Source organism: Acinetobacter venetianus RAG-1 = CIP 110063, assembly GCF_000368585.1.
GTDB lineage: Bacteria > Pseudomonadota > Gammaproteobacteria > Pseudomonadales > Moraxellaceae > Acinetobacter > Acinetobacter venetianus.
On sequence record NZ_KB849557.1, the window covers coordinates 221475 to 244103 of the forward strand.

Annotated in this window: 19 protein-coding genes and 1 riboswitch; of the genes, 11 read left to right on the forward strand and 8 right to left on the reverse strand. The window is 40.1% G+C overall.

The window, feature by feature from the left end:
* Positions 1-36: 36 nt before the first annotated feature.
* Entirely contained in the window at positions 37-1059 is a 1023-nt protein-coding gene (locus tag F959_RS02530; RefSeq protein WP_004877256.1) for an AraC family transcriptional regulator, read from the reverse strand.
* A 116-nt stretch (positions 1060-1175) separates the two neighbouring features.
* Between F959_RS02530 and F959_RS02535 the strand changes: the two genes are divergently transcribed.
* Positions 1176-2051 carry a metal-dependent hydrolase gene (locus F959_RS02535; protein ID WP_004877257.1) on the forward strand — a complete coding sequence of 292 codons (876 nt, stop codon included), beginning with the start codon at positions 1176-1178 and terminating at the stop codon, positions 2049-2051.
* Between the two features lie 116 nt (positions 2052-2167).
* On the opposite strand, the gene F959_RS02540 is transcribed toward F959_RS02535, so the two are convergent.
* A complete protein-coding gene (locus tag F959_RS02540) occupies positions 2168-3163 on the reverse strand; it encodes a DUF2804 domain-containing protein (RefSeq protein ID WP_004877259.1) in 996 nt (331 codons plus the stop codon).
* Positions 3164-3380: 217 nt separating this feature from the next.
* On the opposite strand from F959_RS02540, the gene F959_RS02545 reads away from it, so the two are divergent.
* On the forward strand, positions 3381-5165 hold the full coding sequence (locus F959_RS02545) for a bifunctional metallophosphatase/5'-nucleotidase (RefSeq protein WP_004877262.1): 1785 nt from the start codon (positions 3381-3383) through the stop codon (positions 5163-5165).
* Positions 5166-5215: 50 nt separating this feature from the next.
* Here the strand turns inward: F959_RS02545 and F959_RS02550 are convergent, their stop codons facing one another.
* From F959_RS02550 to F959_RS02560, 3 genes are read right to left on the reverse strand one after another with little or no spacing between them, the layout of a single operon-like run.
* A complete protein-coding gene (locus F959_RS02550) occupies positions 5216-5728 on the reverse strand; it encodes a DUF1543 domain-containing protein (protein ID WP_004877263.1) in 513 nt (170 codons plus the stop codon).
* A gap of 9 nt (positions 5729-5737) precedes the next feature.
* Positions 5738-6967 (reverse strand): tryptophan synthase subunit beta, encoded by a 1230-nt coding sequence (gene trpB / locus F959_RS02555; RefSeq protein ID WP_004877265.1) that lies wholly within the window; start codon positions 6965-6967, stop codon positions 5738-5740.
* Complete coding sequence (locus tag F959_RS02560) at positions 6951-7607, reverse strand: phosphoribosylanthranilate isomerase (RefSeq protein ID WP_004877268.1); 657 nt, start codon at positions 7605-7607, stop codon at positions 6951-6953. Before F959_RS02560 ends, trpB begins: the two co-directional genes overlap by 17 nt.
* 118 nt (positions 7608-7725) lie before the next feature.
* A riboswitch (cobalamin riboswitch) is annotated at positions 7726-7937 on the forward strand.
* A 37-nt stretch (positions 7938-7974) separates the two neighbouring features.
* On the opposite strand from F959_RS02560, the gene F959_RS02565 reads away from it, so the two are divergent.
* From F959_RS02565 to F959_RS02575, 3 genes are all read left to right on the forward strand, one after another.
* A complete protein-coding gene (locus F959_RS02565) occupies positions 7975-9855 on the forward strand; it encodes a TonB-dependent receptor plug domain-containing protein (RefSeq protein ID WP_004877269.1) in 1881 nt (626 codons plus the stop codon).
* A 93-nt stretch (positions 9856-9948) separates the two neighbouring features.
* The gene (locus F959_RS02570) at positions 9949-10536 is read left to right on the forward strand and encodes a cob(I)yrinic acid a,c-diamide adenosyltransferase (protein WP_004877271.1); all 588 of its coding nucleotides are present in this window, start codon (positions 9949-9951) and stop codon (positions 10534-10536) included.
* Positions 10537-10555: 19 nt separating this feature from the next.
* Complete coding sequence (locus F959_RS02575) at positions 10556-11275, forward strand: glycerophosphodiester phosphodiesterase (RefSeq protein ID WP_004877273.1); 720 nt, start codon at positions 10556-10558, stop codon at positions 11273-11275.
* 29 nt (positions 11276-11304) lie between these two features.
* Here F959_RS02575 and F959_RS02580 read toward each other — a convergent pair whose 3' ends face one another.
* Positions 11305-11832: an META domain-containing protein gene (locus F959_RS02580; RefSeq protein WP_004877275.1), complete on the reverse strand. Its 528-nt coding sequence runs from the start codon at positions 11830-11832 to the stop codon at positions 11305-11307.
* A 211-nt stretch (positions 11833-12043) separates the two neighbouring features.
* On the opposite strand from F959_RS02580, the gene F959_RS02585 reads away from it, so the two are divergent.
* The 3 genes from F959_RS02585 to F959_RS02595 all read left to right on the forward strand — a co-directional run bounded on the left by F959_RS02585 (position 12044) and on the right by F959_RS02595 (position 15391).
* Positions 12044-13213 (forward strand): acyl-CoA desaturase, encoded by a 1170-nt coding sequence (locus tag F959_RS02585; protein WP_004877277.1) that lies wholly within the window; start codon positions 12044-12046, stop codon positions 13211-13213.
* A gap of 138 nt (positions 13214-13351) precedes the next feature.
* Positions 13352-14794 carry a protein adenylyltransferase SelO gene (locus tag F959_RS02590; protein WP_017196695.1) on the forward strand — a complete coding sequence of 481 codons (1443 nt, stop codon included), beginning with the start codon at positions 13352-13354 and terminating at the stop codon, positions 14792-14794.
* 15 nt (positions 14795-14809) lie between these two features.
* Positions 14810-15391, forward strand: coding sequence for a L,D-transpeptidase family protein (locus F959_RS02595; protein ID WP_004877280.1), 582 nt, complete (start codon positions 14810-14812; stop codon positions 15389-15391).
* 274 nt (positions 15392-15665) lie between these two features.
* Here the strand turns inward: F959_RS02595 and F959_RS02600 are convergent, their stop codons facing one another.
* Both F959_RS02600 and baeS read right to left on the reverse strand, forming a co-directional pair.
* Positions 15666-16352, reverse strand: coding sequence for a response regulator (locus tag F959_RS02600; protein ID WP_004877282.1), 687 nt, complete (start codon positions 16350-16352; stop codon positions 15666-15668).
* Positions 16353-16400: 48 nt separating this feature from the next.
* Positions 16401-18071 carry a sensor histidine kinase efflux regulator BaeS gene (gene baeS, locus F959_RS02605; protein ID WP_004877285.1) on the reverse strand — a complete coding sequence of 557 codons (1671 nt, stop codon included), beginning with the start codon at positions 18069-18071 and terminating at the stop codon, positions 16401-16403.
* A 131-nt stretch (positions 18072-18202) separates the two neighbouring features.
* Here baeS and F959_RS02610 point away from each other — a divergent pair, with 131 nt between their 5' ends.
* The 3 genes from F959_RS02610 (at position 18203) to F959_RS02620 (ending at position 22610) form a co-directional block, all read left to right on the forward strand.
* Positions 18203-18577, forward strand: a complete 375-nt coding sequence (locus F959_RS02610) for a hypothetical protein (RefSeq protein WP_004877287.1) — start codon at positions 18203-18205, stop codon at positions 18575-18577.
* A gap of 288 nt (positions 18578-18865) precedes the next feature.
* Entirely contained in the window at positions 18866-20668 is a 1803-nt protein-coding gene (locus F959_RS02615) for an acyl-CoA dehydrogenase C-terminal domain-containing protein (RefSeq protein ID WP_004877288.1), read from the forward strand.
* Positions 20669-20828: 160 nt separating this feature from the next.
* A complete protein-coding gene (locus F959_RS02620; RefSeq protein ID WP_004877291.1) occupies positions 20829-22610 on the forward strand; it encodes an acyl-CoA dehydrogenase C-terminal domain-containing protein in 1782 nt (593 codons plus the stop codon).
* The last annotated feature ends 19 nt before the right edge of the window (positions 22611-22629 follow it).

A 22629-nucleotide genomic window follows, 5' to 3' on the forward strand; every position in this document is an offset into this window, starting at 1 on the left:
TGAATTAAAAGTTTGATTAGCAGTCTGATTTCAAATCTAAAGAGATTTTAAAAACTGTTTCGGCGTATACCCTGTCCAACGCTTAAATGCTCGACCAAAAGCACTTTGATCCGCATAATTCAAAAGTTCCGCAATTTCAGAAAGTGATTTTCCTTGTTGTAAATACAGCTTACTTTGCTCCAAACGATATTGATCCAGAATATCCTGAAAATTAAGCTGATACACCTTGAGTTGTCGTTGTAAAGTTCTTTCAGAACAATACAATCGCTTAGCCACATAACTCTGTAACACTTCTTCTTGTTGTACTAAACCTTGCTCAATATAAGTCAAAATCTTTTGTTTGAATTGTTGTTGCTGAATCTCAATCGAGCTAATCCGACTCAATGACTGCTGCGCTTGTGTCGACAACACCTGATTCAACTGCTGATCCGCCGCAATACTTTTGGCCTTTAAAATCTGGTTGGAAAATCGTATCGCATATTGTCCAGCTTGAACTTGAATAGAACAGCCATAAAAACGCTCGAAATGATATAGCGATGTATGCGGTGCATATCCAAACTGAATCATTTGTGGTGGCGCTAAATGATCTAACACAATCGACTGAGCAATTTTAAAGATCAACGCCAAATTAAGCTCATACATTTCTCGATAGTCAGGATAAGATGCACTCCAAACGATTTGAATATATTCAGGTAGTTGCTGAACATTGAGTTGCTCTAAATTGGTTTGTTTGAAAACAAGAGAATAGTAACGTTGTAACAATTGCAAAGCTTGCTGCAAATCAAAACTAGTCGATGCCAAATAGCCCATCAATCCTAAATCTTGCAAATTGGCATGTTCAGCTAAAACCAGCGTAATCGGTCGTGTGAAATGTGGTTGAGCGGCTTGTAACAATAAAGCATAACGCTCAACGTCAAAGTCTTGTTCATCAGGGTTTTCTAGACAGTTTTGGAAAGCATGCCAAAGCTCAGGCGAAACAACTTTTGACAAATCAATTTGTTCTTGTTGTAAAACGCGATTAAATAGCCGCAAATATCCAATTATAATTTTAACTGACATACGCCAATCTCATCCCTGATATGTCGTTATTTGTATAAAACTTGGCTTTAACTGTCAAAACATTTTGTTGAACTTTTTTCATACTGAGTTCATGAAAAAGACAAGGAATAGCAAAGATGAATGCACATGTTTCCTATCAAGTTGATCCAATTGTTAGAACCAAATTAGATTTTCACCTCGATCAAGCACCTCGCTTTTGGTTTGGCGGTGATCCTTTCCGCACACGTATGTTTGATGCATTAAGTCTCACCTTTCCTGATGGCGAACGCTATTTTATTGAGTGCGTGCGTTTATTCCGCGACAAAATTAATGATCCTGAGTTACAGGAACGTGTCGCTGACTTCATTCGTCAGGAAGCACAGCATGGTATTGCCCATGACAAAATGAATCAGATCATGAAAGAACAAGGCATGCCTGTTGATCAGTTCACCACGCGTTTGAAAAAGATTTTTAGATTTGAATTAAAAAACCGTTCAGCTCAATACAATATTGCGATGACCGCTGCAGCCGAACACTTAACTGCACTGATGGCAGATACTTTTTATAGTAAAAAAGAAACTTTGGCTGAGGCTGATCCTTATGTAAGAGCACTATTCGCTTGGCACGCGATTGAAGAAATGGAACATCGCGATGTGGCTTTTGATGTAATGCGCGAAGTCGGTGAAGTACCTGAAGCAACCCGTCGCTTTGCTTTGGTTTTCACGACAGTGATGATGTTTGGTTTTACTCTATATCGTACTGATGTGATGCTCAAAACCGATGGTTTCAACTTGAGACAGCGTTTTGATATGGCACGTAAAGGCTTGCCGTGGTTCTTTGGTCGTAACGGTATTTTGACTGCAAAAAGAGCACAATATAGCGATTGGTTTAAAAAGGATTTCCATCCAAATCAACATCCTGTCATTCGTCAATATGATGTTTGGATTGATACTTTAGCCAAGACCAATGATCCAATTGCTGCGGGTGAAGCTTTTTGGCAAGCAGGACTTTAACTTACTTAAAATAAAATCCCCTCTATATCAGTAATACCACTCAGTTAAGCATTTTAGTTCCTCAATGGTTCCCCTCTTCTTTAAAGAGGGGCTATAGGAAATTTTTATTTGTTTACTCACCACTTCGCATAATGCTGTTCTAATAAGCCATATTCATTATCTAAGGTCACTAACTCCACCTGTTCATGCGCAACCGTACCGCTGACTTTGGCTTGCCATTGATTAAACTGGCTGCCGATCAACCGTAAATTAATATTTTCAAAACGACACCACCCTGTTTCCACCATCAAGTTTAAACATCCGCCTAATGAACGAATCGACCATGTCATTTCACTTTGTTGTTCAAATAGAACATCAGTCAGTGGATACAAACGTCCATTGACCCACAGCGCATTTTCATTACCAAAACTTTCATTCACGCCAGATGCAAGGTTTAAACCAATACGGCGATCATTTTTATCTATAAATTGGCATGACAACCAAAACCAAGCCGTTTCAGGGCGAAGAAAACCACAAGTATCATCCAGTGCTGCAAGGCTATGAGCATTAAATTCAATCTGTTGTTGATCTGGGCTGATAAAAAAACCCTCAACAGCCAATGTGGTTTGCTTCTGAGTATAAGTCCAACCATTAATACCTGTCGGGCTACATAAACTTAAGGCATCCGTACCCGCACAAAAAATCCGTGCTTTTAATTGAATTTCACCATGCTTAGTAACTTGAATGTATCGCACGCCATTGGCATGTTGCATATCGAATTGATAAGCTGACTTTTTGAAATAACTTTGACTAAATAATGGTTGTTCATCCAGTTGCGTTTTCATAGCAAGCGGTTGAATTGCATTCCATTCAATTACTTTTTTAGCGAGATGGTCATAGACATAGAAAAAACCATGCCCTGCCCATGATAGATCGACAATCGCGATGCCAATACTGAAATGCTCATGTTGTAAGCCACAAAATTTAAATTTTTTATATTTAAGTTGTTTGCGCCAGCCTTTAAGTATCTGACCATAAGGTGTTTTATAAATATAGTCATCTAGATTTATTCGTGATGGTACGTGGTCAAAACGCCCATAACGAGGCTGACCATTGACTTGTATCAAATCCATTTCAAAGCATTCCATGACTGATTGTTTAAATCTTTGCCAATAATAGTCTGTAAATCAGAAGATTAACACCATTAAAAGAATAAAATTTATACAAAATTTGAGCGTGATTCACCATTTCTTCAGACAGCATTCACGAGTAGCTGTCGTCCATTTTTTCATCAAAGATTCATACGAACACTTTATTTTTAAAAACAATCTTATACCAGTTGATAAAAATATGACTCTTCAAACAATATTCAAAACAAAAGCATTATGTTTAATGCTTTTAGCTTTAACGGCATGCAACGACAATAACGATGATAGTAACAATCAACCACCTGTTGCTGAACGCCAAAATCAAAGTATTAACATCATTGCATTCAATGACTTTCATGGAAACTTAGAACCACCGAAACGCTATATTGAAGCAGAAGATCCAACAGATACCAGTAAATCAGTACGAATCCCTGTGGGTGGGGTAAGTTATTTTGCCGATGCAATAAATAAACTCCGTGCTAAATATCCAAATAATGCTGTCGTTTCTGCTGGTGATTTAATTAGTGCTTCCCCGCTCACCTCATCGCTATTCCTAGACGAACCAACCATTGAAACCATGAATGATATTCATATTGATTTTAATGCCGTGGGGAATCATGAATTTGACCGTGGTACAGATGAATTACGTCGTTTACAAAATGGTGGATGTGAGCAATATACCAGTGCTAAACCATGTCAAATCAACCCACACTTTGAGGGTGCAAAATTCAACTTTTTGGCTGCCAACGTTTCGATGAAAGCAGATCCAAGTAAAACATTATTTCCTGCATATAAAGTCAAAACCTATGGTGGCATACCAGTTGCATTTATCGGTATGACCTTAAAAGCAACCCCAAGCATCGTTTCTGCTGCGGGTATTAAAGATGTTGATTTTCATGATGAAGCCGATACAGTCAATGCTTTAGTTCCCGAGTTAAAGAAACAAGGTATTGAAGCCATTGTCGTTGTGGTGCATGAAGGGGTTGCGCCAAGTACCAAGTTTAATAGCAAAACCTGTGATGGATTAAGTGGGCCTCTGTTGGGAATTTTAGATCGCTTAGATCCAGCTGTAGATGTTGTTGTGTCTGGTCACACACATCAGTCTTATATTTGCGATTACGCAACCAAAAATCCGCAAAAACCATTTTTACTCACCTCAGCGGGTCAATACGGCACGGCGATTACCAATATTCAACTGGAATTGGATGGAAAAACAGGTGATGTGATCAAAAAAGATGCCTCTCAAGTTCCTGTTCAAAGTGAAGCGTATACCTCTGGTTCAAATACGGTAAATTTGACTAATCTTTATGAAAAATTCAATAAAACGCCGAGCATCGAAGCCATACTTGATAAATATCGCCAAGCAGTAACGACTATCTCTGCTCGCGTTGTCGGTACTGCGAACAGTGTAATTAGCCGTACTGCAACTGAAAGTGGCGAAAGTGCATTAGGAAATCTGATTGCGGATGCACAACAAGCCGCTGCGTTAGCTGCAAGTGATCAAGGTTCTGATTTCACCTTAATGAATCCAGGCGGTGTACGTGCTGATCTACTCATTAACACTAATAATCAAATCACATTCGGCGACGTATTTACGGTACAACCATTTGGTAATTCCTTAGTGACTTTAAGCCTTACCGGTAAACAAATTCGTGATGTATTAGAGCAACAATGGTCTGGCGCAAATGCAGCAACTGTCCGCATCTTGCAACCATCGAAAGAGTTTAGTTATTCATACAACAAAGATGGTTCAGTATCACCGCGTGCAAGTCTTGTCATGGTCGCAGGACAACCACTTGTTGATACAAAAGTTTATCGTGTGACCGTAAATAGCTTCCTTGCAGATGGCGGTGATAACTTTACTGTTCTAAAAGATGGTAAGAACCCAATTGGTGGCGGTCAAGATATTGATGCATTGGAAAAATATGTTACTCAAAACTCTCCGCTTACGGTACCAAATACCAATCGAATCAAGTTAGTTCAATAAAATAGTGAGTAAAAAAAGGGAAGCTTTTGCTTCCCTTTTTTATTGAGCTTTTAACCTATGGTGAGATAAGTATTTTCCCAAATGGTCGGGTTAAACTCACCTTGAACCAACTGGATATAACGACCTGCTACATGATCGATAGCAATACAATCATCTACATCAACGACACGGTCTGTATGCGGTTTATGCCAGTGTTGCTCGATATATTGCTTACCGAGCTGTTTTGCATTTGTTGAATCTGTAGCCACGACAAGATGATAGCTATGTAACTCACCGAAAATATTCGGGACATATCCACCCAAATTGATCAAATACAATTTTTCATCCGAAACTGACGGCGCTGCATCAGAAAAATGTATTTGATACTTCACACCTTGCGATTGCACACCTGTAAACTGTGCCCAAGCATCAATATGCAATCCTTTCAACTCACCAAACCAAGCTTGTTTTAACTGTGGCATGATTTCAGGTAGTGTTTCACCTATTGCCATTACTACATCATGAACTTCAGTATTGGCTTTTGCATGTCGGCCACCCAACATCACCATAAACAAACTTGGCATTGTGAAAACTTACATCTCAACCATTTCAACGCCATCAATACGCGCAACCGTCATTAAGTCTTTATCACCACGACCTGAAACGGTTGCAATGATGATTTGATCTTTAGACATGGTTGGCGCAAGTTTAGTGACATAAGCCATGGCATGTGAGCTTTCAAGTGCAGGAATAATCCCTTCAATCTTAGTGAGATCACGGAAACCTTGTAGCGCTTCGTCATCATTGATTGGCACATATTCAACACGTTTCATATCTTTTAAGAAACTATGTTCGGGACCAACACCCGGATAGTCTAGACCTGCCGAAATACTATGTGTTTCAATGATCTGGCCTTGCTCATCTGACATCAAGTAGGTACGGTTACCATGTAATACGCCGACATGACCTGCATTTAATGGCGCAGAGTGTTTACCAGTTTCAATGCCGTAACCCGCTGCTTCAACACCATACATTTTCACATCTTGATCATTCAAGAATGGATAGAACAAGCCCATCGCATTTGAACCACCACCAACACAAGCAACCAATGCGTCAGGTAAACGACCTGCTTGCTCCTGAATTTGACGGCGTGCTTCACGGCCAATAATTGATTGGAAATCACGAACAAGCTGAGGATATGGATGTGGCCCAGCAACAGTACCAATCACATAATAAGTGCTATCAACATTGGTGACCCAGTCACGCATTGCTTCGTTCATGGCATCTTTCAATGTTTTTGAACCACTTTGTACAGGAACAACTGTCGCACCAAGCAAACGCATACGATATACATTCATCGCTTGACGTTTTACGTCTTCAGCGCCCATGTACACCACGCACTCCATACCCAAACGTGCTGCAATGGTTGCCGTCGCCACACCATGCTGACCTGCACCTGTTTCAGCAATGATACGCTTCTTACCTGATAGCTTTGCCAATAATGCCTGACCAATCGTGTTATTCACTTTGTGTGAACCCGTGTGATTCAAGTCTTCACGTTTCAGGTAAATTTGCGCACCGCCGAGGTGCTGAGACCATCGTTCAGCATAATAAAGTGGACTAGGACGACCAACATAGAACGCAAGATCACGATCAAACTCTGCCAAAAACTGAGCATCATTTTTCATACGACCATAAAGATTTTCTAAATCTTCAAGTGCAGCCATTAGCGTTTCTGACACAAAACGTCCACCATGAATACCGAAATGCCCTTGAGCATCTGGAAACTGGGTGTAGTCAATCACGTTATTTTGCTGATCCACGTTGGACTCCTTGCATAAATTTTTCAATGAGTTGTTGGTCTTTTATACCTTTTGCGGACTCTACGCCTCCGCTGACATCCACAGCAAAAGCTGCTGTAGTATCAATAGCTTCACTCACATTTTCAGGTGTTAAGCCACCTGCCAAAATTAGTGGAATTTCAAGTTTAGGAAATTTGTTCCAATCAAAGCGATGCCCTGTTCCACCCTTTAACTCAGGATGCCATGCATCTAACAATACCGCACTGGCACCAGCCGATTGATAGCGTTGAACTTCTGCCACTACATCTAAATCAGATTTCACTTGAATTGCTTTATACCAACGACGTTTACATGATTCTGCGATCTGCTGACATTGTTCAGGTGTTTCATCACCATGTAGTTGTAATACATCCAACGGAACTGAATCAAGCACCGTTTTTATTTCTTCAGCACTAGCATTTACAAACAATCCCACCAATTGCACATAAGGCGGAATATGTTTTGCCAACGATTGCGCTTGCCCAACAGTGACATGGCGAGGACTAGGCGGGAAAAATACAAAACCGATTGCATCTGCGCCTGCCTGCACCACAGCTTGAATATCTTGTGCTCGAGTTATTCCACAAATCTTGGCGCGAGTTCGCATTTGAGATTGGCGCATGATGTGTCCAATTTAAAATGAATATTTTGAAACCATCGCATTGTAATGCAATTTGACTCACTTGGGGCAAAGTTCATTTCGAAATGCGATTGTTTAAAAAACGTTAACACTTTATACTGCGCGCAATATCGCAACAAGTCTAAAGCAAATTCTTTTGCTTATAGGGAAGTTGGTGAGAATCCAACACTGCCCTCGCAACGGTAACACCGAATTATTAATCAAGCTCAACGCCAAATCACTGCGTCGGATCGATGTGGGAAGATGATTAATAGCATCACCATTGTGATGATATAGTGAAGTCCGGAGACCTGCTTGTTGTTCATTTCCACATTAACATTCACGATGGGTGAATGTCTGGAGCGACATCATGTCTACAGTTTTTCAACCAACTCGTTTAGTTGGTGCTATCGCTATTGCGATGGGGTTTTCTTCACCAGCTTTTGCTCAAGATCAATCAACAGAAAAAACAGCAACGCTTGATACGATTGTTGTGACAGCATCTCGTAGTGAACAGAAAATCAGCGAAGTTCCAGCGCGTATCAATATTATTGAACCAAAGATTCTCGAACAATCGCCAATTGCTTCTTTACCACAACTATTAGAAACCGATGCTTCAATCAACATGGTACAAAGCGGCGGTTATGGTCAATCAGCTTCTATTTTTTTACGCGGAACTAACTCTAACCATACATTGCTGTTAAGAGATGGTGTTCGTCTTAACTCAAATACATCTGGTGCAGCATCATTACCATTTATTGATACAACTGATATTAAACAAATTGAAGTCTTAAAAGGCCCAGCATCAGTTCTATATGGTGCAGATGCAATTGGTGGTGTAGTACAGCTTATCTCAAAAACTCCAGAAAAAACTTCAGCATTCATAACTGGGGAAATTGGCGAAAATAAAACGTATAAGTCAGTTGTTGGCGCAGATCTCGCTGAAAATGGTTTTTATGCTCAAATTCGTGGACAACGCTTAGAAACTGACGGTACACCAGTCACTGATGCAAAAGACAATAAAAAAGCGAGTTTTGATCAAAAAGGCTATAGCGCAAAAATCGGTGTTGAAAAAGAGCTATTTGCAGCTTCTGTCGATTATAGTGAAAACGAAGGCTATAGTGACTATGACAACTATGGCAACTTAGTTTCTCAAGACTTCAAAAATGAAGTCATTAATGTAAAAGGTCGTGTAAATATTCTTGATAATGTAGCTATTCACGCTCGCTTATCTCAGTTCAAAGATGATTTGAATCAAAATAACTCACCAGACTATGTTTACAGTACTACACAAGAAGCTGAACTTTATACGAAATGGCAAATGACACCTGCTCAAAATATTTTAGTGGGTTCAACATACAAAGATATTAAAGGAAATGTTTTTTCTAAAGGACAAGGTTATGAATGGGAGGGTGTATTTTATCCAGGAGTCGACGTTCTTTACGATGAAAAGGTTAACTCCACTGGCTATTTTGTCCAACATCAATACCAAGGTAATGGTTTAGATACACAAGTTGGTATTCGTCTAGAAGATAATGATAAGTTTGGTACTCATACTGTTGGTCAAGGGGCTATTCGTTATCAAATATTACCTCTAACAAGCGTTTACGCGAATATTGGTTCTGCATTCCGTGCACCAACAACCAATGACTTATATGCAACACCATGGGGCGCTAATCCAAACTTAAAACCAGAAGAAAGTTTTTCTTATGAAATTGGTTTAGATCAAAAGTTAAACTACAATATTAATCTTGGTTTATCTATTTACCGCAATCAAGTTGACAATTTAATTAGTTCCAAAGCTGGAAAACTTGAAAATATTAAGAAAGCAACCTTTACTGGTGGTGAAGCATCATTCAAATGGCAGCAAAATGAATTATTTTTAAGTACAACCTATGCCTATGTACAAGCAAAAGATGATGAAACCAAAAAAGATTTAACCCGTCGACCTCGTCAAAGCCTAACCCTAACAACTGGATGGGATGATGGAGAATATGGTGTTTCAGCTTCAGTAGTTGCTAAATCAGATTCAAAAGATTTTGCGGATACTGCAAATGCTCCACAAACAATTACACCAGGTTATGTCTCAACAAATGTAAATATTTATTGGCAGCCGATTCCGATGATCAAGCTGTTTGCAAATATTGAAAACATTGGGGATGTAAATTACAAAACAGCCTATAACGGTAATGGTGTGTATTACATCAACGGTGGTCGTCAAGCTTCTGCTGGCGTAACTTTCCGTTATTAATCGCGCAAACAAATAACAAAAATATTTTCTTAACTCCATTTTCGGGGTAATGTTTTGACCGACATTATCCCCTTTTTATTTTTAGGAAACCCAATGGGACATCGTTTAAGCAAAATCTATACACGTACTGGTGATTCTGGCACGACTGGTCTTGGAGATGGTTCTCGTGTAGCCAAAGATGATTTGCGTATTACCGCCTTGGGTGACGTTGATGAACTCAATGCAACTATTGGCGTATTAAGAGCACAAATCAGCGCATCTCAAATTAAAAATAAAGCCGATTGGGATAAAAGTCTAAGCCTAATTCAACATTGGTTATTTGATCTTGGTGGTGAAGTGTGTATTCCAAACTATCACCTGCTCCAACCTGTCTGTATCGAGTTTCTTGAAAAAGAAATCGATCAAATGAATGAATCTTTGCCAATGCTCAAAGAATTTATATTACCGTCAGGAAGCTTGGCTTGTAGTTATGCTCATCAAGCACGTGCCGTATGCCGCCGCGCCGAACGCGCATTAATGTCTGTACAGAATCGAGACCAAAATATTCAAGCAACCGCATTACAATTATTGAATCGTTTATCAGACTGGTTATTTGTTGCTTCGCGTGCTTTACAACGTGCCGAAGGTGGTAGTGAAGTTCTGTGGCAAAAAAATATTAATGACAGCATTGACGTACAATAAGCTAAAAGGCAGATAACGAATGCAAATTATTGGTCATCGTGGTGCACGGGGTGAGGCTCCCGAAAATACGTTAGGTGGCTTTCGTTACCTGCATGATTTAGGCATACGTGCAGTTGAGTTTGATGTACGCCAACTCAAAGATGACCAATTGGTTGTGATTCATGATGATGATTTTGTTCGTACCACGGGCAGATCACAACATGTTGAAAACTGTAATTTACTTGAAGCACAACAATTCGATCATCGCCATCAATGGCATGCGTGGGCATTTGAAGAATACACCCCTAATCTTCCCCACGTTTTAGATTGCTTAACTGACTTTGAGCATATCGAAGTTGAAGTGAAAGCTGTCTCGGATGAGGCTGCTGCCAAACGCTTAATTCACCAATTACAACAAGACCTCAAAGGCTTTGAAAAAACAGCAACAATTACCAGTTTTGATATCAAAATTTTAGCTGCTCTCACCCAACAGCAAAGCCATTTTAAACGAGGCTTGCTGATCGAAATACCAGTCGGAGAATATGCAATTGAACTTGCACATCAATATGGCTGTTGTCGAATTGGATGGAAAGATCAACTTGCTACAGATGACATCATTCGCCAAACTCAGCAAGCTAATTTAGAAATCAGCGTATGGACTGTGAATGATGTTGATCGAGCCAAACATCTCCAACAACTCGGTATCCAAGGTTTAATTACAGATGTTCCGACAACGATGTTACAACACCTTCAGTTATAAGAAAGGCAGAACAAATTCTGCCTTTCTTTTTACTTTTTACGCTGTGCTTGTATTAATCTCTGCCCTTTAGCATCTAACAAATATAAATTTGTTCCATCAAATTGGAAGCGTGTAACACGTTGTATTGCATCCATAAGATCCGCCTCTTGAGCTAAAGCCTTATTACAACTGTAATGCCCCGCCATGACATCAAAATCAAGCTTTCTTTGAGCAAAGTCATAGGTGTAACGTCCATAAAGGTTATTACATCCCGTATGCCCAGAAACCAATTTTGATACCGAGTTCAGAGAAAAGCTTGGATACTGATTAAAGAACAAAGCCCGCTTGTTTTGAATCATGGTAATTTGCCAATCGACATCTTGAACGCCATCAGTACTTTTACGTACTTGCATACTCGGTAACTGAGTTACTCGTTTGGGCTGTAAGGTATTTTTTTGCACTTTTGATGGCTGGCTTTGACAAGCCGCAAGCATCACAACAGTAGATAATATGAAAGTTTTGTTAAAAAATGCCTTCTTGGAGAAAATAGGATTTTTCACGGTAAATTGCTCAGACATTGATTTATTTCACCTTTTAATTCATTGATCAAGCTAACAAATGAATTCTGTTACTGTTCTTTCGATACAACTGTACAATAATACTAGTGCTAATGAATCTGGGCATGCTAATATCAGTGATAACATAGCAATATATCGTCATGATTGGTTTTGCTATCTCGTTTAGTTTTATTATCTTGTGCAAACAAGGTTATTAGGAGCGCTGCCGGATATGAATTCCGCCCCACTCAAGAAAGCACCCATTAATTGGATTGCGATTTTTGCCTTGGTATTTCTACCAATTGTTGCACTAATTTCTATTCCAATCTATACCTATCATCATGACTTCAGTATGGGCGCATGGATTAGCATGTTTGTCTTACTGGGTATAAGCAGTTTAGGTATTACTGCAGGCTATCACCGCTTATGGGCACATCGTGCTTATGAAGCAGCTTTACCTCTTAAAATCTTATTGATGATCGCAGGTACATTTGCAGTTCAGAACAGCATTCTGTTTTGGGCTTCTGGTCACCGTACACATCACCGTCATGTTGATGATGTCGACCAAGATCCTTATTCAATTAATAACGGTTTTTGGTACGCGCATATGGGTTGGATGTTACGTAACTATCCAGCCGCTGAACCAAACTATAAAAATGCACCAGACTTGTTAAATGACAAGTTAGTGATGTTCCAAGATAAATATTACGTTCCACTCGTCATCGCTGTCCATGCAGGTATTTTATTACCTATTGGTTGGCTTGTAGGCGATATCTGGGGCGTATTACTTCTAGGTGGTTTGGTTCGCTTATTCATCAGCCATCATGTGACTTTTTTCATCAACTCGCTTTGCCACATGTGGGGCAAACGTCCATATACAGATGAAAATACGGCGCGTGATAACTTTATTCTCGCCATCCTCACTTGGGGCGAGGGTTATCATAATTACCACCACATTTTCCAATACGACTATCGTAATGGGGTAAAATGGTGGCAATATGACCCAACAAAATGGTTGATTTGGACGAGTTCTAAGCTCGGTCTAGCTAAAAACTTACGTCGTATTCCAAGCTTTAATATTAAAAAAGCCGAACTTGCGATGAAGTTTAAATATGCTGAACAAGATTTGGCAATTTATGGGCACGATGTAAATACTGACATCGTTCAAATGAAGCAACGTATTGCGCAAGAATATGAAGCATTTACCCATACCTTAAATGATTGGGCTAAATTGAAAGAGCAAGAAATTCAAGCGAAAAAAGCAGCTGTAGCTGAGAAAATTCATCAAATGGATCATAAACTGAAAGTTGATTTCCAATTGCTTGAACACAGACTTGCTCATCATCGTGAATGCTTAGAAACATTGATGCGTAATATTAAAAAAGCACCTGTTTCTGAATAAACTCAATAGTTAAAAAATGGTCTCACAATGAGGCCTTTTTTTACGCCTACTGATGCCTCTTTGCAGTTCCTGACTTCATCGCTGCTCAGCTTAAAATTTGTTATAGTCAACACATTCCCCTCCCAAGATATTTCAGTTATGCAATTCAATCCTCGCTACAACGCTCTGAATCCAAAGCTCTATCATCTACAGCAACCCAGCCCTTTGTATGGTGCAAAAGCAGGTCATTTCAATGAAGCTTTAGCAGATGAATTGCAATGGAGTGAAGAAGACAAAGCGAACTGGGTTGAAATTTGTAGTGGCCAAAAAACCTTTGCTGAATTTCCACCTTTAGCGATGGTTTATGCAGGGCATCAATTTGGGCAATGGGCAGGACAACTGGGCGATGGTCGCGGTCTATTGATTGGACAAATCCTCAATACGCAAGGTCAAACGATTGATCTTCATCTTAAAGGTGCGGGTTCTACTCCCTACTCACGTATGGGAGATGGGCGTGCAGTACTGCGCTCAGTGATCCGAGAATATCTGGCAGGTCATGCACTCAATGCACTTGGTGTTGCATCAAGTCATGCCGTTGGTTTTATAACCTCAAGCCAAGGTGTCCAACGTGAAACCTTAGAACTCGGTGCCATGCTATTACGTACTTCGGATTGTCATATTCGCTTAGGTCATTTTGAATGGATTAACCAATATGCACCTGAACTATTGGCTGAATTTACTCAGAAATGCATCGAATGGCATTATCCAGCATGTTTAGAAGCTGAAAATCCAGTGCTTGCTTTTGCTCAAGCTGTAATTGAACGGACTGCGATTATGATTGCCAAATGGCAATTGGTCGGTTTTGCACATGGTGTGATGAATACAGATAACTTAAATATTACAGGTTCTACTTTAGATTTTGGTCCTTATGGTTTTATGGAACGTTTCCGCCCTAATTGGATCAACAATCATTCAGATTACCAAGGTCGTTATACCTATCAAAATCAGCCAAGTATTGGCCACTGGAATCTGTGGACTTGGTTAAACAATCTCATTCCTTTGGCTGAAGCTGAACAAAAAGAGCAATTCAAACTTGATTTGGCTAAATGTTTAGAACAGTTCGAACCTATTTTTTTAGAACATTATGGACAAGGTTTATGTCAAAAGATGGGGCTTCCTCATTTTCATAAGGATAGCTTAGATTGTAGTTTTTCATTTTTACGAATCTTACAAACAGAACAACTCGACTACACTCAGAGCTTTCTTCGTTTACAAAACCAAGAATATAAAGCACTTCGTGATGATTGCTTAGATTTACGTCAATTTGATGGGTTTATTCATCAATATCAACAGATTCGTGAACATCAAGATACGCTCGCATTAGACCAAGCCATGCAACAAGCCAATCCACACTATATTTTACGTAATCACATGGCGCAAAAAGCAATTGAACAAGCCGAACGTGGAGATTTCAGTGAGGTTGAACGTTTATTCCAGTTGCTTAATCAACCCTATACCCGACAACTAGAGTTGGAAACTGAACAGGACACTGCACCATTACCAAGTGATGTACCTGAAATTTCTGTAAGTTGCTCATCCTAAGTTACGAGGATCAATATGAAATTAGGGCTTTTTGTTGCAACTATCATCATTGTCATCTTAAGCGGATTTACTTTTTATAAGTATGAAAAGTTTATTCCAACTTTTGTATCAAAACATCAAGCCCTTTCAGCCCAAGAAATAGAAAGCTTAAACAAAAACAAACCAGTCACCACGATTGAGGTGTTTAAAGATCAAAGATTATTACAACTGAAACATCAGCAAGAAGTTATCCGAAGCTATCCTATTCGCTTAGGCTTTGATCCAATTGGGCACAAACAATTTGAAGGTGATGGTAAAACACCTGAAGGAACGTATACGATCGATTGGCGTAACTCAGAAAGTGCTTTCTACAAGTCACTGCATATCTCCTACCCCAACGCAAATGATGCGGCTTATGCCAAACAACATAATCAATCTGCAGGTGGCGATGTGATGATTCATGGCACTGTCCCAAAGCGAGCAACCTCATTTCCAAGTAGCGCTTCATATATGCCGCGCAAGGATTGGACATTAGGCTGTATTGCTGTTACAAATTCGGATATGGATGAAATTTGGCAACTCGTTAAGAACAATACGCCTATCATCATTCATCCATAATCCTAAAGAACTAATATCTGTCTACTGGGGATGAACCGCTTTATTAAACCGTATAAGGCTTATGCAGAGGATAACTTCCAAGGTATGTAGATGTCTTCAACAGCCCTTTTCACTTACCATAAGCTTTTGTAAAGTAATGTAATATTTAAAAATCGATAACTGCTGTTTTTAACTAAAGAGCATAAAAGTAGATAATTTCTACAAAAGTTTTAAGAAACTATCCACATTTTCTGTGGATAACACTGTGGTTATCCACAGGATAAAACAAAGTTACTTACTCATCAGGATATTCAAAGCGATAACCCACACCATAAACCGCCTGAATCCACTCATGACGGTTACCCGTATCTGCCGCTTCAGAGATCTTACGACGAAGGTTTTTGATATGACTATCAATCACGCGATCCGCAACATCAAAACTGTCAGGATTAATATGGTCGAGTAACTGTGCACGCGAATACACTTGTCCCAAATGCTCTAAGAACAATTCTAGAATGCGAAATTCTGTTGGCGTCAATGTCAGTGCTTTTTGTTGATACCAAATACGTTGTTGCGCTTTATCAATACGGAATAAGTCATTTTGCTCAGGTTCAGCTTTACGCTCTAAACGGCGTAAAACGGCTTGCACTCGAGCAACCAACTCTTTAGGGCTAAATGGTTTACAGATATAGTCATCGGCTCCCATATTTAGACCTAAAACACGATCAATTTCTTCAGTACGTGCAGTCACCATAATGATCGGTAGATCAGACTGCTCTCGTACTTTACGGCAAATGGTCAAGCCATCCATACGAGGCACCATCAAGTCCAGAATCATTAAACTTGGTTTGCGTTGCTGAAATTGGGTATACGCATCTTGCCCATCATGAAACATACTGACTTCAAAACCAGCCGCTTCTAAATAATCACGAACCAACTGTGCCAGTTCAACTTCATCTTCAACCAACATAATATGTTTCATGGTGTTCTTCCTATTTATCATCCTCAACACTAGAGGATCTATCAATATTTAATTTGCTTTTGGAAAAGTCAATACACAACGCAATCCACCCAGTGGTGAATGATCAAAGCTCAGTGAACCACCTAAGGCTTGCGCTAATTTACATGACAATGCTAAACCTAAACCTGTACCGCCTGTGCTACGTGTACGAGAATCATCGACACGATAGAAACGTTCACCTAAACGTGTCAGTTGCTCATCACTCAGACCATATGGACTATCATCAACATACAGTATCCATTGTTGATCATTTTGTTGAGTGTGAATCTGTATTTTTCCACCTTGCTCAGTGTAACGAACACAGTTACCTAACAAATTGACAATAATCTGCTTCAAACGATCTCGATCTAATGAAAGTTTGGCACCCTCACCTGATAAAGAAACCTCTAATTGGTGCTGTTCAAAGGTTGATCTAAAGTTTTCAACCTCTTGTACAACGACATCCCACGGGTCAACTTCTGAGAAATAACACTTCAATTGTTGAGCATCTGCTTGCGCCAAATCAGCAAGGTCTTGTGTCAACTTCTTCAAACTGCTTACTTGACGCATCATTGCATCCAAATGCTCAGGTGTCGCTTTACGAATCCCATCTTGCATCGCCTCAATCTGAGCTTGCAGCACTGCCAATGGTGTTTTTAACTCATGTGAAGTATCCGCCACCCACTGACGGCGAGACTCTTCATGCTGATGTAGAATATCAGCTAAATGATTCAATTGATTTGATAAATCACCGAGTTCATCATTCCGTTTAATCACAACTTGATGTTGATAGTTACCTCGAGTTAATTCCAAAGTTGCTTTGAGGAGACGCTGAATCGGCTTTTTGAAATAAGTTGCCATCAGCAAAGCTGCAACCAAACTTGAAAGTACAGTTAAGGCATACACAAGCAATAAATAGCGCTTTTGATTACTAAAGAAATTAATACTGGATGCATCTTCCTGATCAAGCACAGGCTTCAAGCCTAAGTAGCCCACAATTTCTTGACCAACCATAATAGGTCGATAAGAAATTTGATCGGTTGTAGGCTCCCCCACGATAAACTGATGTCTATTATCATATAAAGAAAGACGCGAGCTTAAACCCAATCGATCAGGAATAGCGACAAACTGCTTTTTCCCGTGTTCATTATTCTGATTGAGTTGATTCGTTTGTTTGTTATTCTCTTTTGTATCTTTCTTTAAACGAAATTGGCTCTGACTTAAAGGAAAGCGCAAGCCTTCAAAAGGTTGATATTCCGAAGGCAAATTTTGCTTGAGAATTCTGAGTTCTTCTTCATTAAAAATCTGACGGCTTTTTATTTCTGTACTGTTTTGCGCTAATGTTGGAGATAAGCTGAGTAAGGTATGATCATTAAAATAACGTTGTTGTAATGCAATATCATACTGTCGGCGTAACCACCACTGAGACAAGCGGTCATAGTCATCTGCCGCCGCAGTTCCTTCAATTTGTAAAATCTGTGCCTGAATCGCATTGCCCCAGTCATGATAAACAGAGTAAACATTGCCTAAATTTGCAATTAAACGGTCTAACTTCTGCATTTCCACATCTGCAACATAACGAGCAAAGTTCTTTTGCATCGTCCAATGCAAGATACCTAAGCTAATCGTTGCGATCAGCAAAGTTGTCAGCAGTACCGTTAAAAATAAGCGTAGGGCGATAGGGACACGACGAACATTCAAAAGCGGAGTCTCAATATTGTTCTATTTATGGATTGTAACCAACATGGTCGAAAAAAACTCTCCATTGTTTCTTCATCTTTATTATCTAATCTTTAACCATCGAATCACAACTGATCACGCTGGATAAAACAATGAATAAGACAAAACTTGTATTAATGACCACTCTACTCGGTTCTGCTCTAGGTTTAGCTGCTTGTCAATCGACAACACAAGCAGAACAGTCAATGAATCGCGATCATCACCGCCATAATATGCAACGTGCACCGCTTACACCAGAGCAACGTGCTGAGTGGCAAGAAAAACGTGAACAACGATTAGAGCAACGCGAACAAATGCGTCAAGAACATCAAGCCCAACGCGCACAGATCGAAAAGGCTTGTCAGGGTAAACGCATTGGTGAACGTGTGAATGTTCAGTGGAATAATCGTGTAATCGAAGGTACATGTGAAGTTCATTTTACGCCAGATAAATCGCAATTTAAACGTCAGCCAAACGCTACAACCTAATATTCATCTTCCTCACAGGCGCTTTTTAGCGCCTTTTTTTATTTACACAGCTGCTTACGATTTTCAACAAGCTGTTTAAGTAAATTCGAAAAAAAACACCTACAATCTAGGAGCTTAAACAGGTTAAATCACAAACTTTGACTTCGCAGTCACTAAGAAATGACCTGCAAAAGCTTGTACCGAACTATAACTTGTTGCACGATTAGCGGTACAAAATGGTGCCAATTGGGCACATTTATCATTGACTAAGATTTTAACTCTGGTTTCACCAGTATTGAGGAACCCGCTATGCCACAATACAAAGCACCCTTACGTGATATGCAGTTCGTATTGCACGAATTATTAAATGCTGAAGCACATTACGCAAAACTTCCTGCATTTCAAGGCACCGTAAGCCGTGAATTGGTTGATCAATATTTAGAAGCAGCGGCAGATTTCTGTGAGAATGAACTTTCTCCTTTAAACCAAGTGGGTGACCGTGAAGGTTGTACTTGGAATGACGGTGTTGTAACTACGCCTACAGGTTTCAAAGAAGCGTATCAAAAATATATCGAACTAGGCTTCCCTTCTCTTTCTGCTGATGAAGAGTTTGGCGGTCAAGCATTACCGAACTCTTTAGGGATCACGATCTCTGAAATGGTTGGTACTGCAAACTGGTCATGGGGTATGTACCCTGGTCTTTCTCACGGTGCTGTTCGTACGCTTGAACATCACGGTTCTGATGAGCAAAAAGCAACTTATCTTCCAAATCTTGTTTCAGGTGTTTGGACAGGTACGATGTGTTTAACAGAATCTCACGCTGGTTCTGACCTTGGTATTATCCGTACTAAAGCTGAACCAAATGCTGATGGTAGTTATGCAATCTCTGGCGAGAAAATCTTTATCTCTGCTGGTGAGCATGACATGGCTGACAATATCATCCATATCGTTCTTGCACGTTTACCAGGTGCACCTAAAGGCACTAAAGGTATTTCTCTTTTCATCGTACCTAAGTTCCATGTAAATGCTGACGGTTCTGTTGGCGAGCGCAACTCAGTACGTTGTGGTTCTATCGAACACAAAATGGGTATCCACGGTAATGCAACTTGCGTGATCAACTTTGACCAAGCAAAAGGTTACTTAATTGGACCTGAAAACCGTGGCTTAAACTGCATGTTCACATTCATGAACACTGCACGTATTGGTACGGCTGTACAAGGTCTTGCTGCATCTGAAGGTTCTTTCCAAGGCGCGTTAGCGTATGCAAAAGACCGTTTAGCGATGCGTTCACTTTCTGGTCCTAAAGCACCTGAAAAAGAAGCAGATCCAATTATTGTTCACCCAGCTGTTCGCAACATGCTTTTAACTCAAAAGTCATTTGCTGAAGGTGGTCGTGCACTAGTTTACTTACTTGCTCAATATGCAGATATCGTTGAAAAAGGCGAAACTGAAGAAGAGCGTAAGTTTGCAGACAACATCTTGTCATTGTTAACACCAATTGCGAAAGCATTCTTAACTGAAACTGGTTCTGAATCTGCAAAACACGGTGTTCAAGTATTTGGTGGTCACGGCTTTATTTCTGAACACGGTATGGAGCAAATCGTACGTGATACACGTATTGCTTGCTTATACGAAGGTACAACTGAAATCCAAGCACTTGACTTGTTAGGTCGTAAAGTATTGCAAACTCAAGGTGCGATGCTGAAAGACTTTACCAAGATCATCCATAAATTTGTTGAAGCAAACAAAGACAATGCTGCTATGCAAGAGTTCATCGCGCCATTGGCTGCTGCTAACAAAGAATGGGGCGACATCACGATGCAAATCGGTATGCGTGCAATGCAAAACCCTGATGAGGTTGGTGCAGCTGCTGTTGACTACTTATACTTCGCTGGTTATGTAACGCTTGCTTACCTATGGGCTCGTATGGCACTTGTTGCTCAAGAAAAATTAGCTGAAGGTTCAACTGAAGTTGACTTCTACAATGCGAAAATCACAACAGCTCGCTTCTACTTCAAGAAGATCTTGCCACGTGTTCGCTCTCACGTAGACGTACTTTCAACTGGCGTAGCGCCATTGTTTGAACTTGATGCGGAACACTTCGCTTTCTAAACATAGTTTAGAATGAGATGCAACGTTCATCACAGAAAAAGGACTGGTCAGTTTTGACCGTCCTTTTTTTGTTTAATCAATGCTAAATTTACACTATTCATTTATTTGTTCGTTTTATTTGATCACTTTGCACATGACATGTGCGTAGAAGGGAACGATTATGCCAATTTACAATGCTCCTTTAGCAGACATGAAATTCATCTTAAATGATGTATTTAAAGCAGAACAATTTTGGCAGTCTAATGAGAAACTTGCTCATGTAGATGCTGCAACTGCTGAAGCTATTTTAGAAGAAATGGCGAAATTCGCTCAAAACGTGACGCACCCGTTAAACCGTACGGGTGATGAAGAAGGCGCACGTTGGGAAAATGGTGAAGTATTCACTCCTGCTGGTTTCAAAGAAGCTTTCCGTCAATATGCTGAAGGCGGCTGGATCGGCTTAGGTGCTGATGCAGAATGGGGCGGTCAAGAAATGCCAAAAATGCTGACGGTACTTTCTGACGAAATGTTATTCGCGACAAACCCATCATTCATGCTCTACCCGCTTCTTTCAGTTGGTGCTGGTATGGCTTTAAATAGCTATGCATCACAAGAGCAAAAAGAAACTTATTTACCTAAAATCTACTCTGGCGAATGGTCAGGTACGATGTGCTTAACAGAACCTCATGCGGGTACTGATCTAGGTATTATTAAAACTAAAGCTGAACGTAATGAAGATGGTACTTATAACATCACTGGTACTAAAATCTTCATCACTGGTGGCGACAATGATTTAGCTGAAAATATCATTCACCTCGTATTGGCAAAAACACCTGATGCACCTGCGGGTTCTCGTGGTATTTCTTTATTCATCGTACCTAAGTACCTTGTAAATGAAGATGGTTCTTTAGGTGAGCGCAATCCTGTTGGCCCTGGTTCAATTGAACACAAAATGGGGATCAAAGCATCTGCAACTTGCGTAATGAACTTTGACGGTGCAAAAGGCTATCTCGTTGGTAAAGAAAACGAAGGTCTTGCTGCGATGTTCGTGATGATGAACTACGAGCGTTTATCAATGGGTATCCAAGGTCTTGGTGCTTCTGAGTTTGCTTATCAAAATGCAGCACAATATGCGACTGATCGTTTACAAGGTCGTAGTGCTTCTGGTGTTCAATCGCCAAATAAACCAGCAGATAGCATCTTAGTCCATGGTGATGTACGTCGTATGTTGCTTAATGTCCGTGCGAACAATGAAGCATCTCGTGCATTTGCGGTGTATGTTGGTCAACAGCTCGACATCACGAAGTTCTCAACTGATGCTGAAGCTGTGAAGAAAGCCAATGACCGCGTTGCGCTATTAACACCAATTGCAAAAGCGTACCTTACTGATACAGCATTCCAAGCAACTCTAGATGCTCAGATGGTATTTGGTGGTCACGGTTATATTCGTGAATGGGGTATGGAACAATGTATCCGTGATCTTCGTATTGCTCAAATCTATGAAGGAACGAACGGTGTTCAATCACAAGACTTAATTGGTCGTAAAGTGATTAAAAATGGTGGTGCATTCATCGCTGAATACATCGCTGAAATTCGTGACTTTGCAAACACATTAGATGCTGATTTGAACTTCATCAAAGATGCGACTTTAGATGCAGCTACTGAAGTTGAAGCTGTTACTCAATTCATTATTGAACAAGCGGCTGAAAATATTGAGTTCCCGAACTCGGCTGCTGTTGATTATTTACATGCAGTTGGTTTACTCAGCTTTAGCTATATGTTCGCAAAAATTGCTGCTGCTGCGAAAGACAAATCTGGTGACTTCTATCAAAACAAACTTGCATTGGCACAGTACTTCGTTACTCGTATCTTGCCAGAATTAGAAGCCCGCATTAAGAAAGTTGAAGCTGGTTCTGACCTCATCATGAACTTCAGCGAAGACTACTTTACAAATCAAGCTTAAATCTAAGCTCTGAATTGAA

Coding starts and splice junctions, on each gene's coding strand:
- F959_RS02530 (WP_004877256.1), bottom strand. CDS start 1,059: ATGTCAGTTAAAATTATAATTGGATATTTGCGGCTATTTAATCGCGTT.
- F959_RS02535 (WP_004877257.1), top strand. CDS start 1,176: ATGAATGCACATGTTTCCTATCAAGTTGATCCAATTGTTAGAACCAAA.
- F959_RS02540 (WP_004877259.1), bottom strand. CDS start 3,163: ATGGATTTGATACAAGTCAATGGTCAGCCTCGTTATGGGCGTTTTGAC.
- F959_RS02545 (WP_004877262.1), top strand. CDS start 3,381: ATGACTCTTCAAACAATATTCAAAACAAAAGCATTATGTTTAATGCTT.
- F959_RS02550 (WP_004877263.1), bottom strand. CDS start 5,728: ATGCCAAGTTTGTTTATGGTGATGTTGGGTGGCCGACATGCAAAAGCC.
- F959_RS02560 (WP_004877268.1), bottom strand. CDS start 7,607: ATGCGCCAATCTCAAATGCGAACTCGCGCCAAGATTTGTGGAATAACT.
- F959_RS02565 (WP_004877269.1), top strand. CDS start 7,975: ATGTCTACAGTTTTTCAACCAACTCGTTTAGTTGGTGCTATCGCTATT.
- F959_RS02570 (WP_004877271.1), top strand. CDS start 9,949: ATGGGACATCGTTTAAGCAAAATCTATACACGTACTGGTGATTCTGGC.
- F959_RS02575 (WP_004877273.1), top strand. CDS start 10,556: ATGCAAATTATTGGTCATCGTGGTGCACGGGGTGAGGCTCCCGAAAAT.
- F959_RS02580 (WP_004877275.1), bottom strand. CDS start 11,832: ATGTCTGAGCAATTTACCGTGAAAAATCCTATTTTCTCCAAGAAGGCA.
- F959_RS02585 (WP_004877277.1), top strand. CDS start 12,044: ATGAATTCCGCCCCACTCAAGAAAGCACCCATTAATTGGATTGCGATT.
- F959_RS02590 (WP_017196695.1), top strand. CDS start 13,352: ATGCAATTCAATCCTCGCTACAACGCTCTGAATCCAAAGCTCTATCAT.
- F959_RS02595 (WP_004877280.1), top strand. CDS start 14,810: ATGAAATTAGGGCTTTTTGTTGCAACTATCATCATTGTCATCTTAAGC.
- F959_RS02600 (WP_004877282.1), bottom strand. CDS start 16,352: ATGAAACATATTATGTTGGTTGAAGATGAAGTTGAACTGGCACAGTTG.
- F959_RS02610 (WP_004877287.1), top strand. CDS start 18,203: ATGAATAAGACAAAACTTGTATTAATGACCACTCTACTCGGTTCTGCT.
- F959_RS02615 (WP_004877288.1), top strand. CDS start 18,866: ATGCCACAATACAAAGCACCCTTACGTGATATGCAGTTCGTATTGCAC.
- F959_RS02620 (WP_004877291.1), top strand. CDS start 20,829: ATGCCAATTTACAATGCTCCTTTAGCAGACATGAAATTCATCTTAAAT.